The sequence below is a fragment of the Citrobacter sp. CK180 genome, assembly GCF_030333655.1.
Classification (GTDB): Bacteria; Pseudomonadota; Gammaproteobacteria; order Enterobacterales; family Enterobacteriaceae; genus Citrobacter_B; species Citrobacter_B koseri.
In genome coordinates, this window is the sequence record NZ_JAOWFM010000043.1 from 41,701 (window position 1) to 65,604 (window position 23,904).

At 53.5% G+C, this 23,904-nt stretch carries 25 protein-coding genes; 11 read left to right on the forward strand and 14 right to left on the reverse strand.

Features of this window, described 5'->3' with window-relative positions; genetic code table 11:
• Positions 1–8: 8 nt before the first annotated feature.
• From OGV50_RS07760 to OGV50_RS07770, 3 genes are all read left to right on the forward strand, one after another.
• Entirely contained in the window at positions 9–431 is a 423-nt protein-coding gene (locus OGV50_RS07760) for a PerC family transcriptional regulator (protein WP_194208834.1), read from the forward strand.
• Between the two features lie 105 nt (positions 432–536).
• Positions 537–809, forward strand: a complete 273-nt coding sequence (locus OGV50_RS07765; RefSeq protein ID WP_194208835.1) for an excisionase — start codon at positions 537–539, stop codon at positions 807–809.
• Positions 784–1,863 (forward strand): tyrosine-type recombinase/integrase, encoded by a 1,080-nt coding sequence (locus OGV50_RS07770; protein ID WP_194208836.1) that lies wholly within the window; start codon positions 784–786, stop codon positions 1,861–1,863. Before OGV50_RS07765 ends, OGV50_RS07770 begins: the two co-directional genes overlap by 26 nt.
• Before the next feature lie 388 nt (positions 1,864–2,251).
• Here OGV50_RS07770 and OGV50_RS07775 read toward each other — a convergent pair whose 3' ends face one another.
• Genes OGV50_RS07775 through yobA form a run of 3 tightly spaced genes read right to left on the reverse strand, consistent with a single transcriptional unit; the run spans position 2,252 to position 3,856 of the window.
• Entirely contained in the window at positions 2,252–2,590 is a 339-nt protein-coding gene (locus OGV50_RS07775) for a YebY family protein (RefSeq protein ID WP_012132024.1), read from the reverse strand.
• A gap of 16 nt (positions 2,591–2,606) precedes the next feature.
• Positions 2,607–3,482: a copper homeostasis membrane protein CopD gene (gene copD, locus OGV50_RS07780; protein ID WP_200090983.1), complete on the reverse strand. Its 876-nt coding sequence runs from the start codon at positions 3,480–3,482 to the stop codon at positions 2,607–2,609.
• Positions 3,482–3,856 (reverse strand): CopC domain-containing protein YobA, encoded by a 375-nt coding sequence (gene yobA, locus OGV50_RS07785; RefSeq protein WP_012132022.1) that lies wholly within the window; start codon positions 3,854–3,856, stop codon positions 3,482–3,484. Before yobA ends, copD begins: the two co-directional genes overlap by 1 nt.
• Before the next feature lie 140 nt (positions 3,857–3,996).
• On the opposite strand from yobA, the gene OGV50_RS07790 reads away from it, so the two are divergent.
• From OGV50_RS07790 to exoX, 3 genes are all read left to right on the forward strand, one after another.
• Positions 3,997–4,227, forward strand: a complete 231-nt coding sequence (locus OGV50_RS07790) for a DNA polymerase III subunit theta (RefSeq protein WP_024130259.1) — start codon at positions 3,997–3,999, stop codon at positions 4,225–4,227.
• A 105-nt stretch (positions 4,228–4,332) separates the two neighbouring features.
• Complete coding sequence (locus OGV50_RS07795; protein WP_024130258.1) at positions 4,333–4,989, forward strand: carbon-nitrogen hydrolase family protein; 657 nt, start codon at positions 4,333–4,335, stop codon at positions 4,987–4,989.
• Positions 4,990–5,012: 23 nt separating this feature from the next.
• Positions 5,013–5,675, forward strand: coding sequence for an exodeoxyribonuclease X (gene exoX, locus OGV50_RS07800; RefSeq protein ID WP_012132019.1), 663 nt, complete (start codon positions 5,013–5,015; stop codon positions 5,673–5,675).
• On the opposite strand, the gene ptrB is transcribed toward exoX, so the two are convergent.
• The 4 genes from ptrB to yebG form a co-directional block, all read right to left on the reverse strand.
• Positions 5,657–7,732 (reverse strand): oligopeptidase B, encoded by a 2,076-nt coding sequence (ptrB, locus tag OGV50_RS07805; RefSeq protein ID WP_200090707.1) that lies wholly within the window; start codon positions 7,730–7,732, stop codon positions 5,657–5,659. The genes exoX and ptrB overlap by 19 nt on opposite strands.
• A gap of 87 nt (positions 7,733–7,819) precedes the next feature.
• Entirely contained in the window at positions 7,820–8,479 is a 660-nt protein-coding gene (locus OGV50_RS07810; protein WP_058669276.1) for a tellurite resistance TerB family protein, read from the reverse strand.
• Between the two features lie 93 nt (positions 8,480–8,572).
• A complete protein-coding gene (gene yebF / locus OGV50_RS07815; RefSeq protein WP_200090708.1) occupies positions 8,573–8,929 on the reverse strand; it encodes a protein YebF in 357 nt (118 codons plus the stop codon).
• Between the two features lie 121 nt (positions 8,930–9,050).
• Positions 9,051–9,341 carry a DNA damage-inducible protein YebG gene (gene yebG, locus OGV50_RS07820; RefSeq protein WP_058669278.1) on the reverse strand — a complete coding sequence of 97 codons (291 nt, stop codon included), beginning with the start codon at positions 9,339–9,341 and terminating at the stop codon, positions 9,051–9,053.
• A 132-nt stretch (positions 9,342–9,473) separates the two neighbouring features.
• On the opposite strand from yebG, the gene purT reads away from it, so the two are divergent.
• Complete coding sequence (gene purT / locus OGV50_RS07825; RefSeq protein ID WP_071258714.1) at positions 9,474–10,652, forward strand: formate-dependent phosphoribosylglycinamide formyltransferase; 1,179 nt, start codon at positions 9,474–9,476, stop codon at positions 10,650–10,652.
• An 88-nt stretch (positions 10,653–10,740) separates the two neighbouring features.
• Here purT and kdgA read toward each other — a convergent pair whose 3' ends face one another.
• The 3 genes from kdgA to zwf all read right to left on the reverse strand — a co-directional run bounded on the left by kdgA (position 10,741) and on the right by zwf (position 14,940).
• The gene (gene kdgA, locus OGV50_RS07830; RefSeq protein WP_012132013.1) at positions 10,741–11,382 is read right to left on the reverse strand and encodes a bifunctional 4-hydroxy-2-oxoglutarate aldolase/2-dehydro-3-deoxy-phosphogluconate aldolase; all 642 of its coding nucleotides are present in this window, start codon (positions 11,380–11,382) and stop codon (positions 10,741–10,743) included.
• 37 nt (positions 11,383–11,419) lie between these two features.
• A complete protein-coding gene (gene edd / locus OGV50_RS07835) occupies positions 11,420–13,231 on the reverse strand; it encodes a phosphogluconate dehydratase (RefSeq protein WP_101744119.1) in 1,812 nt (603 codons plus the stop codon).
• A gap of 233 nt (positions 13,232–13,464) precedes the next feature.
• Positions 13,465–14,940: a glucose-6-phosphate dehydrogenase gene (gene zwf, locus OGV50_RS07840; RefSeq protein WP_012132010.1), complete on the reverse strand. Its 1,476-nt coding sequence runs from the start codon at positions 14,938–14,940 to the stop codon at positions 13,465–13,467.
• Between the two features lie 357 nt (positions 14,941–15,297).
• Here zwf and hexR point away from each other — a divergent pair, with 357 nt between their 5' ends.
• Positions 15,298–16,167, forward strand: a complete 870-nt coding sequence (gene hexR, locus OGV50_RS07845; RefSeq protein WP_012132008.1) for a DNA-binding transcriptional regulator HexR — start codon at positions 15,298–15,300, stop codon at positions 16,165–16,167.
• Positions 16,168–16,290: 123 nt separating this feature from the next.
• Positions 16,291–17,733, forward strand: a complete 1,443-nt coding sequence (gene pyk, locus OGV50_RS07850) for a pyruvate kinase (protein ID WP_012132007.1) — start codon at positions 16,291–16,293, stop codon at positions 17,731–17,733.
• A gap of 84 nt (positions 17,734–17,817) precedes the next feature.
• Here pyk and lpxM read toward each other — a convergent pair whose 3' ends face one another.
• The 3 genes from lpxM to znuA form a co-directional block, all read right to left on the reverse strand.
• On the reverse strand, positions 17,818–18,789 hold the full coding sequence (gene lpxM, locus OGV50_RS07855; protein ID WP_110494907.1) for a lauroyl-Kdo(2)-lipid IV(A) myristoyltransferase: 972 nt from the start codon (positions 18,787–18,789) through the stop codon (positions 17,818–17,820).
• 119 nt (positions 18,790–18,908) lie between these two features.
• The gene (gene mepM, locus OGV50_RS07860; protein WP_049008838.1) at positions 18,909–20,228 is read right to left on the reverse strand and encodes a murein DD-endopeptidase MepM; all 1,320 of its coding nucleotides are present in this window, start codon (positions 20,226–20,228) and stop codon (positions 18,909–18,911) included.
• Positions 20,229–20,243: 15 nt separating this feature from the next.
• A complete protein-coding gene (gene znuA, locus OGV50_RS07865) occupies positions 20,244–21,188 on the reverse strand; it encodes a zinc ABC transporter substrate-binding protein ZnuA (protein ID WP_047463184.1) in 945 nt (314 codons plus the stop codon).
• 78 nt (positions 21,189–21,266) lie between these two features.
• Here znuA and znuC point away from each other — a divergent pair, with 78 nt between their 5' ends.
• Positions 21,267–22,022, forward strand: coding sequence for a zinc ABC transporter ATP-binding protein ZnuC (znuC, locus tag OGV50_RS07870; protein WP_012132002.1), 756 nt, complete (start codon positions 21,267–21,269; stop codon positions 22,020–22,022).
• Complete coding sequence (znuB, locus tag OGV50_RS07875; RefSeq protein ID WP_012132001.1) at positions 22,019–22,804, forward strand: zinc ABC transporter permease subunit ZnuB; 786 nt, start codon at positions 22,019–22,021, stop codon at positions 22,802–22,804. The genes znuC and znuB overlap by 4 nt, the downstream gene beginning before the upstream one ends.
• 86 nt (positions 22,805–22,890) lie before the next feature.
• On the opposite strand, the gene ruvB is transcribed toward znuB, so the two are convergent.
• The gene (gene ruvB, locus OGV50_RS07880) at positions 22,891–23,901 is read right to left on the reverse strand and encodes a Holliday junction branch migration DNA helicase RuvB (RefSeq protein WP_012131998.1); all 1,011 of its coding nucleotides are present in this window, start codon (positions 23,899–23,901) and stop codon (positions 22,891–22,893) included.
• Between the last annotated feature and the right edge of the window lie 3 nt (positions 23,902–23,904).

The following is a 23,904-nucleotide window of genomic DNA, read 5'->3' on the forward strand; positions in this document are numbered from 1 at the left end:
GGCCATTAATGGCTATGAAACTTTCAAAAAAAGAAATCATCACTAATTTCGTATATCACAACCCCCGTTCCCCCCTTTCTGTTATTACCGAAATATCAGGCATGGGAAATAACAGTAGTTGCAGTAACTTACTAAGCAAATTGATCGGTGAAGGAAAAGTTATTCGACAAAGAGAAGGTAAAATAAGCCTGTTCAGCGCCGCGCCGGGTTATTCCCCGACGATTATTCCTGATGCCCCTCCGCCGAAGTGCAGTTATGACGAAATAAAAGATCTGGAAGAGAAAATAGCTCAACTTGAACAACGCGGGTTATTTCGTCGCGCCCAGACGTTACTAACTGAGCTTGTCGCGATGCAAAACACAGCTACCGGAGTAGCGCTGATCGCCCAGCGTCGTAACGCATGCGTCAGAAAGCTGAGAGCCAGGCCGTAAACAGTCAGCACAGCTATCAACGCGGCGTGTCCATTTAAGTGATTTATGAAAATCAGTTTTAAACGGGCTGTATATCGATAATGCAGCCTGTCATGAGGTAACGAGATGTCATACGTAACTCTGACCACCTGGGCAGCGAAGATTTATCCCGACAATCCCCCGGCGCGAGTGACCCTCAGACGCTGGGCGAGGAACGGAAACATCTACCCGCCCCCCGAGCTTCATGGGCGTGAATACCGCGTTAACCCGGAAGCGTTTTATATCAAGCCCAACAAAGCGGGAAAAGTGCTGCAACAGCACCATCCCAACGGGCGAACTGGTAAAAAAAGTGCGTTGCTGGAGCAGTTAATAAATGAGTCAAAAAAGATACGACGCTAATCTACCCAAGAACCTCACCTATCGTAAAAATGACAGAGCGTTTTACTGGCGTAATCCGCTGACTAAAAAAGAAATTGTGTTGGGGCAAATTTCCCGCAGGGATGCGGTCGCACAGGCGATCGAGGCCAACAACTTCATCGCGCAGAATTACACCCCTGTTGCGCTGATTGAAAAACTTAAAGGTCTGGACTCGCTTACTGTCACAAAGTGGATCGAGCGCTATGAGGTACTGTTACAGCGTCGCAATCTGTCGGCGAACACATACAAGATCCGTGGCAACCAGTTAGCGACTATACGGGACAAAATGGGCGGAATGCTCCTGGCGGAAGTGACCACAAAGCATATTGCTACATTTCTGGAAACGTGGATTGAAGGAGGGAAGAATACTATGGCGGGAGCAATGCGATCTGTCTTATCAGATATGTTCAGGGAGGCGGTTGTTGAGGGGCATATAACACAGAATCCGGTTGAGCCAACCCGCGCGCCCAAAATCGAGGTTGCGCGTGATCGTCTGAGACTGGACGTGTATAGAAAAATTCGTGCAGCAGCAGAGAAACTGCCGACATGGTTTCCTCTGGCTATGGATCTCGCGTTGATCACTGGTCAGCGTCGCGAAGATGTTTCCTGCATGCGATTCAGTAATATTATTGATGACCGTCTATATGTAAAACAGATCAAAACAGGGATGAAAATAGCGTTACCGTTGTCGCTCAGTCTCCCATCCGTCGGCCTGCGCCTCGGAACGGTGGTCGATCGCTGCCGACTTGTGAGCAGGACTGACTATCTGATCAGCGCAGGGGTCAGGAAGAACAGCCCGGACGGGAGTATTCACCCTGACAGCCTGACGAAAAAGTTTGTCGCTGCCAGGAAATTAACTGACATTGCATTCAGCGAAAACCCGCCGCCGTTTCATGAAATCCGCAGCTTGTCCGGGCGACTGTACAAAGACGCCTACGGCGAAGATTTCGCCCAGAAGCTGCTGGGGCATACATCAGAGAACACAACAAAAATGTATCTCGATGAGCGTGATGAAAAGGCGTATATGATGCTCTGATTTTCAGTTTAAAAAATGTTAAATCTAATTTTGTTGTGGTATAAGGGAAAAAGACCGGATACGGAAATTCGAGGAAATTTCGAGGAATTTCGAGGGAAGATACATAAACATTTGATTTTAAAGGAAAATAAAAAGAGACCGAATACGATTCCTGTATTCGGTCCAGGGAAATGGCTCTTGGGAGAGAGCCGTGCGCTAAAAGTTGGCATTAATGCAGGCTAAGTCGCCTTGCCCTTTAAGAATAGATGACGACGCCAGGTTTTCCAGTCCACGACGAAAGTGGCCGGTAAAAAACGACCGTTGTCAGCCGCAACAACGAAAAAACCGCAAGTTCCTCTGCATGAGGCTTGCGGTTTTTTATTGGAAATCAGAAAGATACTTCTGGTAATTAGCAGAGCTTTTCCGCGCGTTCAATAAACGGTGCCAGGCTCATTTTTTCACCCGGTTTTGCCGGATCGTCAATCTGAATGACGGTGATAGCCTGCGCGTTGGTTTTGCCGCTTGCAACTTGCTGCTCTGCAACATCGTTCAGCGGGTATTGCACCAGCGTGCTCGGGTTGATGACATACAGGGCATGGCCCGGTCGGCAGGTCAGCATCACCTCTTCGCGGTTAAACGCCCACTTGTCTTTACCCACTTCAAAGCGGCTCACGGTGATAACCTGAGGCGCCGCCAGCGCAGCGCCTGAACTTGCCAACAACAGCAGAGAGAGAATCATTTTTTTCATGAGTTTTGCCAGTCCATCAGAAGGGTTCCAGGGTTGCGAACAGGCTGACAATCGCCAGCACAACGGCTCCAATTCCCCATTCAATCTGAGTCATCCAGATAAACCAGAGATTCGCGCGGCGATTTTCCTGCCGCATACGTGGTACGAGAACATACCGGTTCGTTAGCGCAATTGCCAACATTAGCAGGACAAGGACACATTTTAACAAAAGAAACTGCCCGTACGCGGTATGACAGGGGGCGGAAAACCCCGTAATAAAAAGCACATTTGCGATGCCGGTGCACAATACGCCCGCGACAAACAGATGACCATAGCGGGAGAAACGCATCATTGTTTCGATGGCCTGTTGTCGCCAGCGACCTTGCGCCATGCGCATACAGTAGATAACCGGCAGCAGGCCGCCAAACCAGGCCGCAGCGCACACCAGATGAGTCGCATGGTTAATCTGCTGTACCGCGCCCACCACGCCATCATTCAGCGTGGCGTGGCCAACGCCTGCCAGCAACATAAACTGGGCAATCATCAGGATGAGCAGCAGACGCGGTAAATTTCTCGGCACAACCAGCATCATGACCAACGTGACAAACGCGAGAATAATCTGCCACAGCCATACGCCGCCAAATTGGGTCTGTAAAACCGCGCCCCATATCGAAACCGAGATCACGTCCTGCCAGCCCGCCCCCATTAGTCCCCCCTGGATCGCCAGCATCAGCGTCGCGCTGACAAAGCTCCACACGGCAGCGTGCTGTTGCAGGCGCAGAAAGCGGCGCGTCATCAGGCGACGAACAGAAACCGGCGCCAGCCACGCGCCATATAACGCGCAGCCAAACACCAGCATCATGGCGCTAAAATGGATAAAGCGAAGCGCTACCCAGGTAAACGTCAGCATGATTACTTCACGCTAAAGGTGTATTGCCCTTTTGTCTTATGACCGTCAACCGACACCACATGCCAGTTAACCGTATAGGTTCCGGGATTAAGCGTCTGATCCAGAGGAATAATGAGCTGTTTCGCATCCTGCTCATTGCGCTTCGCAGGCCGCGTTTTGATGCTTTCCTGCTTTGGCCCGGTCAGCGTCGCCCCGCTGAAGCCAGGCTCAATGCCTTCGGAGAAATTCAGCGTCAATGCCTGCGGCGCGGCAGTCACCTCAGCGTCAGCCGCCGGGTATTGATGCGTCAGATGTGCATGTGCCCAGGCCGCAGGCGCCGCCAGCGTTGAGGCGAGGAAAAGGAGAGCATAGCGCAAAGAAGGTGCAGTAGAAGCCATATCAATTATTCCTTTTTGTTATGTCTGATTTACAGAGAATAACCTTCTATAATGGTCGAGTCGAGAATCATCATTTCCGGCTTGCCATTGAGGCGCACTCTTAGTAACTTTTGCGCGCCATTGATGATAAGGAGAAGCGTATGCAAACGAACCTGGCTCAACTTGAACAAGCTGACATGGATAAGATCAACGTTGACCTGGCCGCAGCCGGTGTGGCGTTTAAAGAGCGTTACAATATGCCCGTCGTGGCAGAAGTCGTTGAGCGTGAACAGCCAGAACACCTGCGCGAATGGTTTCGTGAACGTCTGATTGCCCACCGTCTGGCGTCGGTTTCCCTGTCACGCTTACCTTACGAACCTAAAGTTAAATAAACTTATATAGCGTTACACTTCCTTACACATGAGTTGCTACAGTATAAGTACATTCTTAAACTAAGATTTAAGGATGATTGTAGACACTATGAAAAGGAAATCATTATGTCACACTGGAAAATCGCGGCGGCGCAGTATGAACCACCTCGCGCCACGCTGGCAGAACATGTCGCGCACCATCTGCAATTTGTTGAGATTGCTGCCAGCCAGCAATGCGAACTCCTGGTATTCCCTTCCCTGTCGTTAACCGGATGCAACGATACGGCGCAGGCGCTCCCTGTCCCGCCCGATGAGTCCTTATTACAGCCGCTTGCTTATGCGGCATCCGCATACCGCATGACGATTATTGCCGGGCTGCCGGTTGAGCATAACGGCCAGTTAGTCAGAGGCATTGCCATTTTCGCCCCCTGGGTGACATCGCCGCTGATCTTTCATCAAAGCCACGGCGCCTGCGTGGCCCGCCACCGGAAAACGATAAGCGTGATGGATGAGCAGCCGGAAGGCATTGATATCGATCCCGCCTTTTCGTTATTCACCACCAGCCAGTGCGTCAGCGAACATGATTTATTTACCTCCACCTCCCGGCTGCAACGGTTTTCGCATCGCTTCGCCATTGCCGTGTTGATGGCAAACGCCGGAGGCAGCAGCGCGCTATGGGATGAAAGCGGCCAACTCATTGTCCGCGCGGACAGCGGTTCTCTGTTGTTAACAGGTCAGCATACGACACGGGGTTGGCAAGGCGATATCATTCCATTACGCTAGGTGTTTTCGGTCGGGAGCACCCCATGTTGCGAGTTATAGATACGGAAACCTGCGGACTACAGGGCGGGATTGTTGAGATTGCCTCTGTCGATGTGGTGGCGGGGAGAATTGTCAATCCAATGAGCCATCTGGTTCGTCCTGACCGCCCCATCAGCCCGCAGGCGATGGCGATTCACCGTATCAGTGAATCGATGGTTGCCGATAAACCCTGGATCGAAGATATCATTCCGCTCTATCACGGAAGCGAATGGTATGTCGCGCATAACGCCAGTTTCGACCGGCGTGTACTGCCAGAGATGCCCGGAGAGTGGATTTGTACCATGAAGCTGTCCCGCCGGTTATGGCCGGGGATCAAATACAGCAACATGGCGCTCTACAAATCCCGTAAGCTAAGCGTGCAAACACCGCCCGGCCTTCATCATCACCGCGCATTGTATGACTGCTATATCACGGCGGCATTGCTGATCGATATTATGAACACGTCAGGCTGGACGGCGGAACAAATGGTCGACATTACCGGACGCCCGGCCCTGTTAACGACATTTACGTTTGGCAAATATCGCGGCAAAGCCGTTTCTGAAGTCGCCGAGCGCGATCCGGGCTATCTGCGCTGGTTATTTAATAACCTTGACAACATGAGCCCGGAGCTGCGTTTAACGCTTAAACACTATCTGAGCGACGCCTGAGCGCCTGCCTGCCCTGGCAACGTGCCCTGAGCGAGACCAATCAGAAAAGCGAATTCCAGCGCCACTCCCTCATACGCTTTAAAACGCCCGGACTTCCCGCCATGCCCGGAATCCATATCCGTACACAGCAACAGCAGGTGGTCATCCGTTTTCAGTTCGCGCAGTTTAGCGACCCATTTGGCGGGCTCCCAGTATTGCACCTGCGAATCATGTAACCCGGTGGTAACCAGAAGATGCGGATAGTCCTGCGCGGTGACGTTGTCGTACGGACTGTAGCTTTTCATATACGCGTAGTATTCCGCATCCTGCGGATTTCCCCACTCTTCGAACTCTCCCGTGGTTAAAGGGATAGACTCATCAAGCATTGTCGTCAGGACGTCAACAAACGGCACCTGCGCGATGACGCCATGAAAAAGTTCAGGACGTTCGTTAATCGCGACGCTCATCAACATGCCGCCCGCGCTGCCGCCCATGCCATAGCAAAATGAAGGCGAGCCGTAGCCCAGTTTCAGCAACGCGTCGCAGGCATCAAGATAGTCATTAAACGTATTTTTCTTTTTCAGAAACTTACCGTCTTCATACCACTGATGACCTAACTCACCGCCGCCGCGAACATGCACGATGGCGTAAACAAATCCGCGATCCAGCAAACTTAACCGACTGCTGCTGAAATCGGCATCCATGCTGGCGCCATAGGAACCGTAGCCGTAGACAAGCAGTGGATTTTGCCCCTTACGGAAGTGTTTTCGATGGTAAACCAGCGAAACCGGAACCTCTACGCCATCCCGGGCGACAATCCACAGGTGCTCGCTCTGATAATTCGCAGCGTCAAATCCCGGCACATCCGTTTGTTTGAGCACGCGCCGCTCGCCGGTATCCATGTCCAGCTCAAACAAGGTGTCCGGCGTCGTCATCGATGAATAACCATAACGTAAGCGGGACGTTTCCGGTTCAGGGTTATAGGCAAGCCAGGTGACGTAGGCCGGATCGTCGAACGCAATCCCCGTAACTTCACGCGTTTTACGGTTAATCTGCCGCAGGCTGGTCAAACCACGCTGGCGTTCTTCCACCACCAGCCAGTCGGTAAAAAGGGTAAACCCTTCCAGCATGATGCTCTCGCGCGGCGCAATCAGCTCTTCCCAGGCATTTTCATCACGTACCCGGCTGCGATACAGACCAAAGTTTTTTCCGTGGCGATTGGAACGCAGATAAAACTTATGCTGGTAATGATCGAGACTGTATTCATGATCTTTACGCCGTGGTAAAAACGAGAAGGGTTCCGCATCGGCCAGTTCAGCATCCAGCAACAGCACTTCACTGGTGGTCGCACTGGCGAGATGGATCACCACATAATGCTGAGAGGTGGTTTTGTGCAAACTGACGTAAAAAGCGTCGTCCTTTTCTTCATAGACCAGTTGATCCTGCGTGGCCGGCGTACCCACGGTATGACGCCATACCTGGTAAGGCAGCAACGTGGTGCCGTGTTTACGCACGTAGTAAAGCGTCAACGAATCATTCGCCCAGACAAACTCTGGCGCCACGTTATCCAGCAGTTCCGGGTACCAGTTACCGCTTTCAAGATTACGAAAACGCAGCCCATACTGACGACGGGAAAGATAATCTTCCGCCAGCGCCATGATGGTGTTGTCCGGCGTAATGGCCATTCCACCGAGAGTATAAAACTCGCTGTGAGCCGCTCGCTGATTCGCATCCAGCAATAAATCCCACGCATCCGACTCTTCACTTCGCGCCGGCTGGCGTTGGTAAATAGCATATTCACACCCTGGCTCATAAATTTGCCGGTAGCGATAACCATTTTTGACGTAAGGTGCGGAAACATCTCTGGGCGGAATGCGATCGATAATCTCTTTCAGCACGCGATCCTGTAACGCCTGCTGTGACGCCATGACCTGATGTCCATAGGCGTTTTCCTGATGCAGATAGTCAAGGACATCAGGCTGCGAGCGGGAGTCGTCTCGCAGCCAATAATAGTTATCGACACGGGTGTCGCCATGCAGCGTCATGGTGTGCGGAATACGGGTGGCTTTTGGTAGCATGTCTTTGTTCTTTTGTCTTTAAACACCCTATAAGGGTGGCAAAAGTCACGCACGATGCAAGCGAAACATGCTATGCAGGGGATTACGTTAGCCTGGCAGAGCCTGTTTTTGCTGTTGCAGATCCTGCTCGATGCCGTCCCGCACATCCTGAGGAATTTTCAGCGCATCGCCCAACGCATTCAGATAACTGCGCTCCATAAAATGGTCGATATCAATGGCGGCACAGCTCAGGAAGTAAATTTCCAGCGCCTCTTCCTCATTACGGATGCCTTGCGCCAGACGCTGCGGATCGAGCGGCTGTTCAATCGCCTGTTCGATAAGCACACGTCCCTGCTCCTCCACCCCGGCTTCACGCAACTGGCGTTCGATGGCTGCACGCTCCTGGCTATCGATATGCCCGTCGCTTTTCGCCGCAAACACCAGGGCGAGGATCAACCGCTCGGTTCGTTGGTCCAGCGGCGTACTCTGCGCGCCGAATTGCGGCTCATCCTGATGCGCAGCACGTACCCTCTCTTTGTATTTGTTCCATAAGACGGTGCCTGCCACCGCGCCGCCGCCAACCAACAGGGCGCTGGTGCCATATTTAGTCAGTAACTTACGGGAAGATTTATTGGCGACCAGTAAACCGGCCAGACCGCCTAACGCGCCGGGAACCAGCAGTTTACTCAGCCCTTGTTCGCCTGAAGAAGATGCAGAGGCTCCGTTTTGCCCGAGAAGAGATTGTAATTGGTTTAGCCAGTTAGCCATTTTACCCCTCAAATACAAACGATGAATCGTCAAAGCGTACTTGAGGGGATGTCAGGAAGTGTCTAATTCAGCAAAAGATGCGCAAATTTGCCATTAGCGGGGCTGGTATTCCGCGGTTCCGGCTTTGCAATCAACCTTTACCAGATAATGAAGATCGGCACTTTTCCCGCGAACAGTCAGAGGAACCGTCCAGTTACCCTCTTTGCCGGTAATATCCTGAGTGTTGACCCACACTACCGGATTCGCCTGTCCGACCTTTTTTTGGTCATCAGCCCAACGTACGATACGGTTTTGCTGATAATCGCGCTTCACGCTGGCGGCGATCCCATCAGCGTTCAGCCCTTCACAGGTCGGGAATTTCACCGATTTGCTGGCCGTATCGGCAGCGAAGACCGATACGCTGGCGGACAACAACAGCAGGTTCAACAGCGCTCCTCTTTTTTTATTCATACTTTTTCTCCTTATATCTCCTTCGTCTTTCAGGCTGCATGTTTGCAACGCGAAATCCACGGGCATAGCACAATGATTCAGGAAAAAGCATGGTACAAAACGTCGGGAGCGCAAGTCAGACTCAGGCCGCTTGCGTGTCATCCTCCGCCGTCGCATCGCTTTTAACCACCTGCGGCGACGGCAATTTGCCGGTTTTCAGGATCGTGCTCAATACGTCTTTTTGTTCAGCCAGCCACAGAGAAAGCGCTTCGCGCTGTTCGTCTTCCATCGCTACCGGAGACTGCTCAAGCCATGTGTCGAGCAGGTCTGCCGTATCAAGCATTTTGTCATACGCATCGGCGTCCTTTTTGCTGGTAAACGACATTTTTTCCTCACCTTCCCGAATGACCACGTATTTAACTTCAACCGCCATTTTTGCAGCCTCTCAATTACCTGTAATTATGTACAGTGTATTACTTTTCAGTAATGAAATCAACCTGGCAATAAAGACAGACGCAAACGTTTTCGTATATACTGCGCCCAGTTAAATCAGGGGATATATTTTATGACGTTATTAGGCACCGCGCTGCGTCCGGCGGCTACGCGCGTAATGTTATTGGGTTCAGGCGAACTGGGAAAAGAAGTGGCGATAGAATGCCAACGTCTGGGTGTGGAAGTTATCGCGGTGGATCGTTACCCGGATGCGCCTGCGATGCACGTCGCCCACCGTTCACACGTCATCAATATGCTGGATGGCGAAGCGCTGCGCCGCGTGGTTGAACGCGAAAAGCCGCATTTCATTGTGCCGGAAATTGAAGCTATCGCGACGGACATGCTGGTAGAACTGGAGCAGGAAGGACTGAATGTGGTGCCTTGCGCCCGGGCGACGCAACTGACGATGAACCGTGAAGGCATCCGTCGTCTGGCGGCAGAAGAGCTGGCGTTGCCGACCTCTTCTTTCCGATTTGCCGACAGCGAAGAACGCTTTCGCGAGGCGGTGGCGGAGATCGGTTTTCCCTGCATCGTGAAGCCGGTGATGAGTTCTTCTGGTAAAGGACAGAGTTTCATCCGCAGCGCCGACCAACTGTCGCAGGCATGGGAATATGCCCAACAGGGCGGCCGCGCTGGCGCAGGGCGCGTGATTGTCGAAGGCGTGGTTAAATTCGATTTTGAAATCACTCTGCTGACCGTCAGCGCCATAGACGGCGTCCATTTTTGCGCCCCTGTCGGCCATCGTCAGGAAGACGGCGATTATCGTGAATCCTGGCAACCGCAGCAGATGAGCGATCTGGCGCTGGCGCGCGCGCAGGAGATCGCCCGCAAGGTTGTTCTGGCGTTAGGCGGCTATGGGTTATTTGGCGTCGAGCTTTTTGTCTGCGGCGATGAGGTGGTCTTTAGCGAAGTCTCCCCGCGACCGCATGATACCGGCATGGTGACGTTGATTTCGCAAGATCTGTCAGAGTTTGCCCTGCACGTTCGCGCTTTCCTCGGCCTGCCCGTGGGCGAAATTCGTCAGTATGGCCCTGCCGCGTCCGCCGTTATTTTACCGACGCTCACCAGCCAGAATGTAACGTTTGATAATGTACAAGCGGCCGTCGGAGCGGGTTTACAGGTGCGGTTCTTCGGCAAGCCGGACATCGACGGAACCCGTCGGTTAGGCGTCGCGCTGGCGACAGCGGAACGCGTCGAAGAGGCCGTTGAGCGTGCAAAATACGCGGCGGCGCAGGTGAAAGTCGCGGGGTAAAAAAATGCCGGATGGCGCTGCGCTTATCCGGCCTACAACCCTATAAAACGTAGACCCGGTAAGCGTCGGCGCCACCGGGCATTTGAGCTTACTGTTTCGCGCCTTCTACCGCTTCGCGAGCCAGTTTCGTGATGCGATCGTAGTCCCCCGCTTCCAGCGCGTCAGCCGGAACCAGCCAGGAACCCCCGATACACAGAACGCTTTTCAGCGCCAGGTAGTCACGGTAGTTCGCCGGAGAGATACCGCCAGTCGGGCAAAAGCGTACCTGAGAGAACGGACCTGCGATCGCCTGCAACGCTTTGGTGCCGCCGTTAGCTTCCGCCGGGAAGAATTTGAACTCTTTCAGGCCGTAGTCCATACCCAGCATCAGTTCGGAAACAGTGCTGATACCTGGAATCAGCGGAATGGTGCCTTCGGTCGCCGCTTTCAGCAGAGGCTCCGTCAGGCCCGGGCTGATAGCAAACTGCGCGCCCGCTTCCGTCACTTCCGCCAGCTGTTGCGCGTTCAGAACCGTACCCGCACCGATGATCGCTTCCGGCACTTCTTTCGCGATAGCGCGGATGGCATCCATCGCACACGCGGTACGTAAAGTCACTTCCAGAACGCGCACACCGCCTGCAACCAGCGCTTTTGCCATCGGCACCGCGTGTTCCAGTTTGTTCACCACGATCACCGGTACAACCGGGCCTGTGGTCAGGATTGCTTCTGCACTTGTTTTCCAGTTTTTCATCAGAGTTTTCTCTCGCCTGAGTACAAAATTTGTCGTCTTAAAACGTCATACAGGTTGCGCCCTGCTCGGCGCCGGACAGTTTTTCACGCAACGCGCTGAACATCTCACGGCCTGTACCGATGCGCGATGCGCTCAGGTCAGGAATGTGAGGCTGGCGAGCGGCAAGTTCCGCATCATCAACCAACAGCGTCAGTTCGCCTGTCTGTCCATTCACACGAATAATGTCGCCATCGCGTACTTTCGCCAGCAGCCCGCCATCATAGGCTTCCGGGGTTACATGGATTGCTGAAGGCACTTTACCTGAAGCACCGGAAAGCCGTCCATCGGTAACCAACGCAATTTTGAAACAACGGTCCAATAATACACCAAGTGGCGGCATGAGTTTATGTAATTCTGGCATTCCGTTCGCTTTTGGTCCCTGATGGCGTACAACCACCACGCAATCGCGGTCAAGCAGACCCGCTTCAAAAGCCGGTAAAACATCATGCTGACTTTCAAAAACAACCGCTGGCGCTTCAATAATTTGATTTTCAACCGGCACCGCAGACGTTTTCATGACCGCGCGGCCAAGGTTGCCGCTCAGCACTTTCGTTCCGCCGTGGTGGGAGAACGGCTTATCAAAGGTGGCAATCACACTGCTGTCCAGGGATTTCGCCACCCCTTCGCGCCAGTCCAGCTCGCCGTTGTTCAACCACGGTTCGAAGGTATAGCGAGACAGACCAAAACCCGCCACGGTATTCACATCTTCATGCAGCAGTCCCGCATTCAGCAGTTCACGCATCAGTGCCGGTACGCCGCCTGCCGCCTGGAAGTGGTTAATATCTGCCGGGCCATTCGGATACAGACGCGCCATCAACGGTACGATTTCCGACAGATCGGAGAAGTCATCCCAGTTAATCAGGATGCCTGCCGCCCGCGCCATCGCGACGAGGTGCATGGTGTGGTTGGTTGAACCGCCGGTTGCCAGCAGCGCCACAATGCCGTTCACGACCACTTTTTCATCAATCATCTTACCGATCGGCATCCATTCGTTGCCGTTACCGGTCAGGCGCGTCACCTGGCGCGCGGCGGCAGCGGTCAGCGCTTCACGCAACGGCGCGTCCGGGTGAACAAAGGATGAGCCGGGCAACTGCATCCCCATGAACTCCACCACCATCTGGTTGGTGTTGGCGGTGCCGTAGAACGTACAGGTGCCTGGCGCGTGGTAAGAGGCCGCCTCAGATTCCAGCAGCGCCATGCGATCGACCTTCCCTTCCGCATATAACTGGCGGATACGCACTTTTTCTTTATTAGGCAGACCGCTTGCCATCGGGCCGGAAGGCACGAAAACAGACGGCAGGTGGCCAAATGACAGCGCCGCCATCGCCAGACCGGGGACGATTTTGTCACACACGCCAAGGAACAGCGCGCCATCAAACATATTGTGAGACAGTCCCACCGCCGCCGACATTGCGATCACTTCGCGGCTCAGCAGAGAAAGCTCCATACCGTCCTGCCCCTGCGTCACGCCATCACACATCGCAGGAACGCCGCCGGCGACCTGGCCTACCGCATTCGCAGAATGCAGCGCTTTGCGGATGATCTCTGGATAGTGCTCATACGGCTGATGAGCGGAAAGCATGTCGTTGTAAGAGGTGATGATCCCGATATTGTTACGCAACATGCTCTTCAGTGACGCTTTATCGTCAGGCTGGCAGGCGGCAAAGCCGTGCGCCAGGTTACCGCATGCCAGCTGCGAGCGATGAACAGTGGATGTTCTCGCTTGTTCAATACGGGCGAGGTAGGCAGAACGTGTCTCACGCGAGCGTTCGACAATGCGCTTTGTTACGCGTAACAAATCTGGATTCATAGAGTCTCCTGAAATTTATTTGTCTGTGCCGCCGATTAACAAAGAGTTTCAGTAAGGTTAAATATTGCTGAATCGCTTGTTATATGGCGCACTGGGGCAAAATCACTTCCGGCAGTGTAATAAAAAAAGCCCCGCGGGTGAATCCACGCGAGGCTTAAAAGTGCAAAAATTGTTCTACAATCTGTGTTAGATCATGTTACCGGTAAAATAACACCTATGGGCTAGATGGAATTTTACTCAAACTCATTCCAGGAACGGCCATCACGGGTGATCATCGCCACCGAAGCGACCGGCCCCCAGGTCCCCGCCTGATACGGTTTTGGCGCATCATTATCCATTTCCCAGGCTTCAGTGATGGAGTCCACCCACTTCCAGGCCTCTTCAACTTCATCACGACGCACGAACAGCGCCTGAATACCGCGCATGGTTTCCAGCAACAGACGCTCGTAAGCATCCGCCAGATGCGTTTGATTGAAGGTTTCGGAATAGCTCAGATCCAGTTTGGTGATCTGCAAATTATGCTTGTGGTCCAGACCCGGCACTTTGTTAAGCACCTGGATATCCACACCTTCATCAGGTTGCAGACGGATGGTCAGCTTGTTCTGCGGCAGATCCTGCCAGGATTCTTTGAACAGGTTCAGCTCAGGCGTCTTGAAGTAGACGACAACCTCAGAGCATTTGGTCGGCAGACGTTTACCGGTGCGCAGGTAGAACGGTACGCCCGCCCAGCGCCAGTTGTCGATGTCCACGCGAATCGCCACAAAGGTCTCGGTGTTGCTGCTCTTGTTCGCTCCCTCTTCTTCGAGGTAGCCCGGCACTTTTTTGCCCTGAGCAAAACCGGTGGTGTATTGCCCGCGAACCGTTTTCTCGCGCACGTTCGAGCGATCGATGCGGCGCAGCGACTTCAGCACTTTCACTTTCTCATCGCGAATGCTGTCGGCCGTCAGATCGGACGGCGGCGACATCGCAATCATGCACAGAATTTGCAGCAAGTGGTTCTGAATCATGTCGCGCATCTGGCCCGCCTGGTCGAAGTAGCCCCAGCGACCTTCAATACCCACCTCTTCCGCAACGGTAATTTCCACATGATCAATCGTGCGGTTGTCCCAGTTATTCACGAACAGCGAGTTGGCAAAACGCAGCGCCAGCAGGTTAAGAACGGTCTCTTTGCCCAGATAGTGGTCGATACGGTAAACCTGGCACTCTTCAAAGTACTCGCCTACCTGATCGTTGATTTCACGCGAGGTCGCCAGCGAGGTGCCCAGCGGTTTTTCCATTACCACGCGAGCCGGTTTAGCGTTCAGCTTCGCTTCACCCAGACCTTTACAGATGGCGCCAAAGGTGCTCGGCGGCATCGCAAAATAGTTAATGGTGGTGCGCGATTTTTGATCCAGCATGGCCCCCAGACGACCGAACGCCTCAGTGTCGTTAACGTCCAGATTGCAAAAATCCAGACGGCCGCTCAGGGTATCCCACAAGCCTTCATCAATCTTTTCTTTCATGAAGGTTTCGAGCGCTTCGCGAACCACTTTGGTATAAGCATCTTTGTCCCAGTCCGCGCGACCCACCCCGATAATACGGGTATCCGGGTTAATCTGACCGGCTTTCTCCAGTTGATACAGGGAAGGCAGCAATTTTCGGCGCGCCAGGTCGCCTTTCGCGCCGAAAATGACCAGGTCACATGCCTGGGCTGTTTGCGTTACCGCCATGTCATTCTCCTCAGTTAAATATCCCGGTGCTTTTGCCAGGGTATAGTTGTAATTTTATTACAATGCACTGTACTGCTTTTACGTGAATCCCGAAACTGTAAACGCTTATCCACCCGTGCGATTCGGGCGATCTTCGGTTTTCCCGCGGTAAATAGCCGTAAAACAGATAAAAAAATTGTCGTTTTCGTACATGTAACAGACAGCTAAAATCAGACACCGATCATGTAATGAAAAAAAACAACAACTATTCTATCCATTTTGCCCCCTTCCCGGATGCTCAGGGGTAATATCTAACAAAATCGCATCTCGATTTCTCACATCATTGAAATCGTTATTAACTGTGAGCTTTTCTACATCATGAATATGCTAGAAAAAATCCAGTCTCAACTGGAACATTTGAGCAAGTCAGAACGTAAAGTAGCCGATGTTATCGTTGCCTCCCCCGACCGCGCGATTCATTCAAGTATTGCTACGCTGGCCCAGGAAGCGAACGTCAGTGAGCCTACCGTGAACCGTTTTTGCCGCAGCATGGATACGCGCGGCTTCCCTGATTTTAAACTGCATCTGGCACAAAGTCTGGCGAATGGTACCCCTTATGTTAATCGCAATGTGGATGAAGATGACAGCGTTGAGTCCTATACGGGGAAAATCTTCGAGTCTGCGATGGCCAGTCTGGACCACGTTCGCCAGTCGCTGGATAAATCTGCGATAAACCGTGCCGTCGATTTGCTCACCCAGGCGAAGAAAATCGCCTTTTTTGGCCTGGGTTCCTCTGCGGCCGTGGCGCACGACGCCATGAACAAGTTTTTTCGCTTCAACGTGCCGGTGATCTACTCCGACGACATTGTCCTGCAACGTATGAGTTGTATGAATTGTAGCGATGATGACGTGGTCGTGCTCATTTCCCACACCGGCCGAACCAAAAGTCTGGTGGAACTGGCGCAGCTGGCGCGCGAAAACGATGCGATGGTGATTGCGCTAACCTCTGCCGGAACGCCGCTGGCACGAGAAGCAACGCTGGCAATTACCCTTGATGTGCCGGAAGATACTGACATTTATATGCCCATGATCTCTCGACTTGCTCAACTGACCGTGATAGATGTGCTGGCAACAGGATTTACTTTGCGTCGTGGGGCAAAATTCAGAGATAACTTGAAGCGTGTCAAGGAAGCGCTCAAGGAATCGCGTTTTGATAAAGAATTACTCATCAAGAGTAATGACAGCTAAAAGCAATAACAATGTTCTATCCTTTTCGTCATTCGGATACGTTCATTTTTAACCGTTAAGGTCTCAGAACGACCGGATCAATGTTCACGCAACACCAAGTTGTTTCAGTCAACGGAGTATTACATGTCCAGAAGGCTTCGCAGAACCAAAATCGTTACCACGTTAGGCCCGGCAACTGACCGCGATAACAACCTTGAAAAGATTATCGCTGCTGGCGCGAACGTCGTACGTATGAACTTCTCTCACGGCACGCCGGAAGATCACAAAGTGCGCGCGGATAAAGTTCGTGAGATTGCCGCCAAACTGGGGCGTCATGTGGCGATTCTGGGTGACCTCCAGGGGCCAAAAATTCGTGTATCCACCTTTAAAGAAGGCAAAGTTTTCCTCAATATCGGCGATAAATTCCTTCTTGATGCCAACCTGGGCAAAGGCGAAGGCGACAAAGATAAAGTCGGTATTGATTATAAAGGCCTGCCTGCTGACGTCGTGCCTGGCGACATCCTGCTGCTTGATGATGGTCGCGTACAGCTAAAAGTGCTGGAAGTTCAGGGCATGAAAGTCTTCACCGAAGTGACCGTCGGCGGCCCGCTCTCTAACAATAAAGGGATCAACAAGCTGGGCGGCGGTCTCTCCGCCGAAGCGCTGACCGAGAAAGATAAAGCGGATATCGTTACCGCAGCGCAGATCGGCGTGGATTATCTGGCGGTCTCCTTCCCGCGCTGCGGCGAAGATCTGAATTATGCGCGTCGCCTGGCGCGCGATGCAGGTTGCGACGCCAAAATCGTCGCGAAAGTAGAGCGCGCGGAAGCCGTCTGCGACCAGAACGCAATGGACGACATTATTCTTGCATCAGACGTGGTGATGGTTGCGCGTGGCGACCTCGGCGTTGAGATTGGCGATCCTGAACTGGTCGGGATTCAAAAAGCGCTGATTCGCCGCGCTCGTCAGTTGAATCGTGCGGTGATTACCGCCACGCAGATGATGGAATCGATGATCACCAACCCAATGCCGACCCGCGCGGAAGTGATGGACGTGGCGAACGCCGTGCTGGACGGCACCGACGCCGTCATGCTGTCGGCGGAAACGGCGGCAGGACAATACCCGGCAGAAACCGTTGCGGCAATGGCGCGCGTTTGCCTGGGCGCAGAAAAGATCCCGAGCATCAATGTCTCTAAACACCGCCTGGATGTCCAGTTCGACAACGTTGAAGAAGCGATCGCAATGTCCGCCATGTATGCGGCGAACCACCTGAAAGGGGTAACGGCGATTATCTCCATGACCGAATCCGGTCGTACGGCGCTGATGACTTCGCGTATCAGTTCCGGCCTGCCGATTTTCGCCATGTCCCGCCATGAACGCACGCTGAACCTGACTTCTCTTTACCGCGGCGTTACGCCGGTTCACTTTGACAGCGCGGCGGACGGCGTTGTCGCGGCAAGTGAAGCGGTTAACCTGCTGCGCGATAAAGGCTATCTGGTTTCAGGCGATCTGGTTATCGTGACCCAGGGCGACGTGATGAGCACCATCGGCTCCACCAATACCACGCGTATCCTGACCGTCGAGTAATCGTTGGTGATGAGCCTGATGGCGCTTCGCTTATCAGGCTTACAGGCCGGGTAACAAAAAAGCCTCTCTGACGAGAGGCTTTTTTTATTTGATGGGATACCACTCTTTGCGCTTATACGGCTGAATTTCACCCGGTTTGCGGGTTTTGAGCAGTTTCAGAATCCAGGTATATTGCTCAGGATGCGGTCTGACAAAAATCTCCACCTCTTCATTCATCCGTCTGGCGATAGTGTGGTCATCCGCAGTCAGAAGATCGTCCATCGGCGGTCGCACCAGGATGGTCAGACGGTGCGTTTTACCATCATAAACCGGGAAAAGCGGCACCACGCGAGCACGACACACCTTCATTAACCGGCCAATGGCTGGCAGCGTCGCTTTGTAGGTTGCGAAGAAATCAACAAACTCACTGTGTTCCGGGCCATGATCCTGATCCGGCAGATAGTATCCCCAGTAGCCCTGACGGACAGACTGGATAAACGGCTTGATGCCATCATTGCGCGCATGCAGACGACCGCCAAAACGACGACGGACCGTGTTCCAGACATAGTCAAATACCGGGTTGCCCTGGTTATGGAACATCGCCGCCATTTTCTGCCCCTGGGACGCCATCAGCATCGCGGGAATATCCACGCCCCACCCGTGCGGCACCAGAAAGATCACCTTTTCATTATTCCGCCGCAGCTCATCAATGATCTCCAGCCCCTGCCAGTCGACGCGCTTTTGCAGTTTTTCAGGCCCACGAATCGCCAGCTCAGCCATCATGGTCATCGCCTGTGGCGCGGTCGCAAACATTCTGTCGACGATAGCGTCACGCTCTGCTTCGCTGTACTCAGGAAAACACAGAGATAAGTTGATCAGCGCGCGACGCCGGGCGCTTTTCCCCAGACGTCCGGCAAAACGTCCCAGCTTCGCCAGTAAAGGATCGCGAAACGACGCGGGCGTTAATGCAATACCCGCCATTGCGGCCACGCCCAGCCAGGCACCCCAATAGCGAGGATGACGAAAAGATTTCTCAAACTCAGGGATGTACTCAATGTTATTTTTTTTCGTTTCCATGCTTTTCCAGTGTTTGATGCCACGAAAAGTAAATCTGTTGATAGTGTAGCGGCGCGCTGTGCGCCACACAAAATAAAAAAGCCGGTACGCATCGCGTACCGGCTCCATAAGCGTATTTATTAATCGAAGCGCAACTGCGGCAGGACTTCTTTGACCTGCGCCAGATAAGCACGGCGGTCAGAACCTGTCAGCCCTTCGGTACGCGGCAGTTTTGCCGTCAGCGGGTTAACAGCCTGCTGGTTAATCCAGACTTCATAATGCAGATGCGGCCCGGTAGAACGCCCGGTATTGCCTGACAGCGCGATACGATCGCCACGTTTCACTTTCTGCCCAGGTTTCACCAGCAGCTTACGCAGGTGCATATAACGCGTGGTGTAAGTACGGCCGTGACGGATAGCGACATAATAACCTGCCGCGCCGCTGCGTTTCGCTACCACGACCTCGCCGTCACCAACCGATAGCACGGGCGTACCTTGCGGCATCGCAAAATCGACGCCTTTATGCGGCGCAACGCGACCGGTCACCGGGTTCAGACGACGCGGATTAAAGTTTGACGAAATGCGGAACTGCTTCGCCGTCGGGAAGCGCAGGAATCCTTTCGCAAGCCCTGTGCCGTTTCGGTCATAGAACTTACCGTCTTCCGCGCGAATCGCGTAATAATCTTTTCCATCTGAACGCAGACGCACGCCCAGAAGCTGGCTCTGTTCACGTTTGCCATCCAGCATTTCACGCGACATCAACACAGAGAATTCATCGCCTTTTTTCAGCTTACGGAAGTCCATCTGCCACTGCATCGCTTTAATGACGGCGCTGACTTCTGCGCTGGTCAAACCGGCGTCTTTCGCACTGGCGACAAAGCTTCCGCCAACCGCGCCTTTCATCAGGCTATTGACCCAGTCGCCCTGCTGCATTTCGCTGCTCATTTTGAAACCCGTTCCGCTACGATCGTAGGTACGCGTTTCGCGGCGTGAGACTTCCCAGGTCAGACGTTGCAAATCGCCGTCCGGCGTCAACGTCCAGGAGATCTGCTGGCCGATTTTCAGATTACGGAGTTCCTTATCCGCAGCGGCCAGTCGGCTGATATCGCCCATATCAATGCCATACTGATTCAAAATGCTGCTCAGCGTATCGCCGGTGGAGACAACATATTCATGCACGCCCACTTCGCCAGACGTTTTGTCGTCCAGCTCATCCTGTGGGATCGCTTCATCTTCCTGCGCCGCCTGATCAATCGGTTCGCTGGCCTCAGGCAGCAGCGAACGAATTTCACTCTTTTCCAGTTCGATGGTTTTGACGATGGGCGCAGAGTCAGGGTGGTAAACGTAAGGCCGCCATACCGCGACGGCCAGTGTCAGAACAGTAAGCGACCCCAGCATAACGCGGTGGGGTCGGGGCAGATTATTAAATGCCAGGGCGACAGAGCGGGCTATCTGTTGCACGTATTCACTTCCTCATTAATCTCCTTTCAGGCAGCTCGCATACTGGTTGGCTAATTGATTCAGAAACGCTGAATAGCTTGTTTTACCCAGTTTAATGTTCGTTCCGAGGGGATCCAACGTTCCCATTCGAACGGATGTCCCTCTCGCAACGGCTTCAACGACCGCTGGCCTGAACTGTGGCTCAGCAAAAACGCAGGTTGCTTTTTGCTCAACCAACTGTGTTCTTATTTCATGTAAACGCTGCGCACCAGGTTGAATCTCAGGGTTCACGGTAAAGTGACCAAGCGGAGTTAGCCCATAATGTTTTTCGTAGTAGCCGTAGGCGTCATGAAAAACGAAGTACCCTTTCCCCTTGAGCGGTGCGAGCTCGTTACCTACCTGCTTATCGGTTGCGGCTAATTGTGCCTCAAAATCCTTCAGGTTGGCGTCAAGTTTGGCTCGACTTTGCGGCATAAGTTCCACTAATTTTTCATGGATTGCAACCGCTGAAGCCCGCGCTATCTCTGGGGAAAGCCAAAGATGCATGTTGTAATCACCATGATGGTGATGTGCGTCACCTTTTTCACCGTGCGCATGCCCGTGATCGTGATCGTCATCGTCGTCATCAGCGCCTTTCATGAGTAACGGTTTCACGTCGGCGAGCTGCGCAATCGTTACCTGTTTTCCGTCAGGAATGTTCTTTACTGACTTTTCCATGAACGCTTCCATCTCAGGGCCGATCCAGACAACTAAGTCCGCGCCCTGTAAGCGTTTTACGTCAGACGGACGCAGTGAATAATCATGCTCAGACGCCCCATCCGGCAATAAAACCTGGGTGTCCGTGACGCCATCGGCAATGGCGGAAGCGATGAAACCTAAGGGCTTGAGAGAGGCGACAACGGCGGCATTTGCGGCCTGTGTTGCACCACCCCATAGCGCAGCGGATAATGCTGCGAAAAGAAGCGTATTTTTATGTAACATAATGCGACTAATCATCGTAATGAATGTGAGAAATGTGATATTATAACATTCTATGACTTCTGCAAGCCTAAAATTGACATGACGACTTTGGTTTCACTGGAAAATGTTTCGGTCTCTTTCGGTCAACGCCGCGTCCTTTCTGACGTGTCGCTTGAACTCAGACCAGGAAAAATTTTGACGCTTCTCGGCCCAAACGGTGCCGGGAAGTCTACGCTGGTACGCGTAGTATTAGGGCTGGTAGCGCCTGATGAAGGGCTGATCAAGCGCAACGGGCAGTTGCGTATTGGCTACGTCCCGCAAAAACTGTATCTCGACACCACGCTGCCGCTGACGGTAAGCCGCTTTTTACGCTTACGCCCCGGTACGCAAAAAACCGACATTCTTCCGGCCCTGAAACGCGTTCAGGCCGGACACCTCATTGACGCCCCCATGCAAAAGCTGTCCGGCGGTGAAACCCAGCGCGTTTTGTTAGCCCGCGCGCTGCTGAATCAACCACAGCTGCTGGTACTGGATGAGCCGACTCAGGGCGTGGATGTCAATGGTCAGGTCGCCCTGTACGATCTCATTGACCAGCTGCGGCGCGAGCTGGATTGCGCGGTGCTGATGGTCTCGCACGACCTGCATCTGGTGATGGCGAAAACGGATGAGGTGCTGTGTCTGAATCACCATATCTGTTGCTCCGGCACCCCTGAAATCGTTTCCATGCATCCTGAATTCATCTCTATGTTCGGGCCGCGCGGCGCAGAACAGTTGGGAATTTACCGTCATCATCATAATCATCGCCACGATTTACAAGGTCGTATCGTACTGCGCCGGGGAAATGGACACTCATGATTGAACTGTTATTGCCTGGCTGGTTAGCCGGGATCATGCTGGCCTGCGCCGCTGGCCCGCTGGGCTCGTTCGTGGTCTGGCGTCGAATGTCCTATTTTGGCGATACGCTGGCGCACGCCTCGCTGCTGGGAGTCGCTTTTGGGTTGCTGCTGGACATCAACCCGTTCTATGCGGTGATCGCCGTTACGCTGATGCTGGCAGCCGGTCTGGTGTGGCTGGAGAAACGCCCTCACCTCGCTATCGACACGCTTCTCGGCATTATGGCGCACAGTGCCCTGTCGTTAGGTCTTGTGGTCGTCAGCCTGATGTCCAACATTCGCGTGGACTTGATGGCTTATCTGTTTGGCGACCTGCTGGCCGTGACGCCGGAAGACCTGATTTTCATCGCCATCGGCGTGGTTATCGTGCTGGCGATCCTCTTCTGGCAGTGGCGTAATCTGCTGTCGATGACCATTAGCCCGGATCTGGCTTTTGTCGATGGCGTGAAGTTACAGCGCGTTAAGCTCCTGCTGATGCTGGTCACCGCATTGACTATCGGCGTGGCGATGAAGTTCGTTGGCGCGTTGATCATCACCTCATTGCTGATTATTCCTGCCGCCACGGCGCGTCGCTTTGCCCGCACCCCGGAGCAGATGGCGGGTGTCGCAGTAGGAATGGGTATGATAGCGGTTACAGGCGGTCTGACATTTTCTGCGTTTTACGACACGCCGGCAGGCCCGTCAGTGGTGCTGTGTGCCGCGCTGCTGTTTATTTTCAGTATGATGAAGAAGCAGGCGAGCTAAGCGTGTGTTTCCCGGTGGCGCCCCGCTTACCGGGCCTACGGCAGGCCGGACAAGGCGCAGCCGCCATCCGGCCTAACGCACATAAATTAAGGCATTTCCGGCGGCGTTATTCCAAAATGATTCCACGCCCGCACCGTCGCCATTCGCCCGCGCGGGGTTCGTTGCAAAAAGCCCTGCTGAATCAAATACGGTTCCAGTACGTCCTCAATCGTTTCACGCTCTTCGCCAATGGCTGCGGCCAGGTTATCGAGACCGACGGGGCCGCCAAAGAATTTATCGATTACGGCCAGCAGCAGCTTGCGGTCCATATAGTCAAACCCTTCCGCATCGACATTCAGCATATCCAGCGCCTGAGCGGCGATATCCGCAGAGATGGCGCCGTTATGTTTCACTTCGGCAAAATCACGTACGCGACGCAACAGGCGGTTGGCGATACGCGGCGTACCGCGAGCGCGGCGGGCAACCTCCAGCGCACCTTCATCGCTCATTTCCAGCCCCATAAACCGCGCGCTACGCCCGACGATGTGTTGCAGGTCAGGCACCTGATAAAACTCCAGACGCTGAACAATACCGAAACGGTCACGCAGCGGCGACGTCAATGACCCGGCTCGCGTGGTGGCGCCAATCAGCGTAAAAGGCGGCAGATCGATTTTTATCGAACGCGCAGCAGGCCCTTCGCCAATCATGATGTCCAGCTGATAATCTTCCATCGCCGGATACAGCACCTCTTCCACCACCGGTGATAAACGGTGGATCTCATCGATAAACAGCACATCATGAGGTTCAAGGTTGGTCAGCATCGCCGCCAGATCGCCCGCCTTTTCCAGCACCGGGCCAGACGTGGTGCGCAGGTTCACGCCCATTTCATTGGCGACAATGTTAGCCAGCGTCGTTTTCCCCAGCCCCGGCGGGCCAAAGATCAGCAGGTGATCGAGCGCGTCGCCGCGCAGCTTTGCCGCCTGGATAAAGATCTCCATTTGCGAACGCACCTGAGGCTGACCAATGTACTCTTCCAGCAACTTCGGGCGAATGGCGCGATCGGCAACCTCTTCCACCTGGGTTCCACCTGCTGAAATCAGGCGATCTGCTTCTATCATCCT

Excerpts from the sequence above, each read along its gene's own strand:
- znuB (WP_012132001.1), top strand. The coding sequence starts at position 22,019 with ATGATTGAACTGTTATTGCCTGGCTGGTTAGCCGGGATCATGCTGGCC.
- OGV50_RS07775 (WP_012132024.1), bottom strand. The coding sequence starts at position 2,590 with ATGAAAAAAATGATTCTCTCTCTGCTGTTGTTGGCAAGTTCAGGCGCT.
- hexR (WP_012132008.1), top strand. The coding sequence starts at position 15,298 with ATGAATATGCTAGAAAAAATCCAGTCTCAACTGGAACATTTGAGCAAG.
- lpxM (WP_110494907.1), bottom strand. The coding sequence starts at position 18,789 with ATGGAAACGAAAAAAAATAACATTGAGTACATCCCTGAGTTTGAGAAA.
- yebG (WP_058669278.1), bottom strand. The coding sequence starts at position 9,341 with ATGGCGGTTGAAGTTAAATACGTGGTCATTCGGGAAGGTGAGGAAAAA.
- OGV50_RS07760 (WP_194208834.1), top strand. The coding sequence starts at position 9 with ATGGCTATGAAACTTTCAAAAAAAGAAATCATCACTAATTTCGTATAT.
- OGV50_RS07810 (WP_058669276.1), bottom strand. The coding sequence starts at position 8,479 with ATGGCTAACTGGCTAAACCAATTACAATCTCTTCTCGGGCAAAACGGA.
- pyk (WP_012132007.1), top strand. The coding sequence starts at position 16,291 with ATGTCCAGAAGGCTTCGCAGAACCAAAATCGTTACCACGTTAGGCCCG.
- ptrB (WP_200090707.1), bottom strand. The coding sequence starts at position 7,732 with ATGCTACCAAAAGCCACCCGTATTCCGCACACCATGACGCTGCATGGC.
- OGV50_RS07770 (WP_194208836.1), top strand. The coding sequence starts at position 784 with ATGAGTCAAAAAAGATACGACGCTAATCTACCCAAGAACCTCACCTAT.
- exoX (WP_012132019.1), top strand. The coding sequence starts at position 5,013 with ATGTTGCGAGTTATAGATACGGAAACCTGCGGACTACAGGGCGGGATT.
- zwf (WP_012132010.1), bottom strand. The coding sequence starts at position 14,940 with ATGGCGGTAACGCAAACAGCCCAGGCATGTGACCTGGTCATTTTCGGC.
- kdgA (WP_012132013.1), bottom strand. The coding sequence starts at position 11,382 with ATGAAAAACTGGAAAACAAGTGCAGAAGCAATCCTGACCACAGGCCCG.
- OGV50_RS07790 (WP_024130259.1), top strand. The coding sequence starts at position 3,997 with ATGCAAACGAACCTGGCTCAACTTGAACAAGCTGACATGGATAAGATC.
- znuA (WP_047463184.1), bottom strand. The coding sequence starts at position 21,188 with ATGTTACATAAAAATACGCTTCTTTTCGCAGCATTATCCGCTGCGCTA.
- purT (WP_071258714.1), top strand. The coding sequence starts at position 9,474 with ATGACGTTATTAGGCACCGCGCTGCGTCCGGCGGCTACGCGCGTAATG.
- OGV50_RS07765 (WP_194208835.1), top strand. The coding sequence starts at position 537 with ATGTCATACGTAACTCTGACCACCTGGGCAGCGAAGATTTATCCCGAC.
- yobA (WP_012132022.1), bottom strand. The coding sequence starts at position 3,856 with ATGGCTTCTACTGCACCTTCTTTGCGCTATGCTCTCCTTTTCCTCGCC.
- ruvB (WP_012131998.1), bottom strand. The coding sequence starts at position 23,901 with ATGATAGAAGCAGATCGCCTGATTTCAGCAGGTGGAACCCAGGTGGAA.
- OGV50_RS07795 (WP_024130258.1), top strand. The coding sequence starts at position 4,333 with ATGTCACACTGGAAAATCGCGGCGGCGCAGTATGAACCACCTCGCGCC.
- znuC (WP_012132002.1), top strand. The coding sequence starts at position 21,267 with ATGACGACTTTGGTTTCACTGGAAAATGTTTCGGTCTCTTTCGGTCAA.
- yebF (WP_200090708.1), bottom strand. The coding sequence starts at position 8,929 with ATGAATAAAAAAAGAGGAGCGCTGTTGAACCTGCTGTTGTTGTCCGCC.
- edd (WP_101744119.1), bottom strand. The coding sequence starts at position 13,231 with ATGAATCCAGATTTGTTACGCGTAACAAAGCGCATTGTCGAACGCTCG.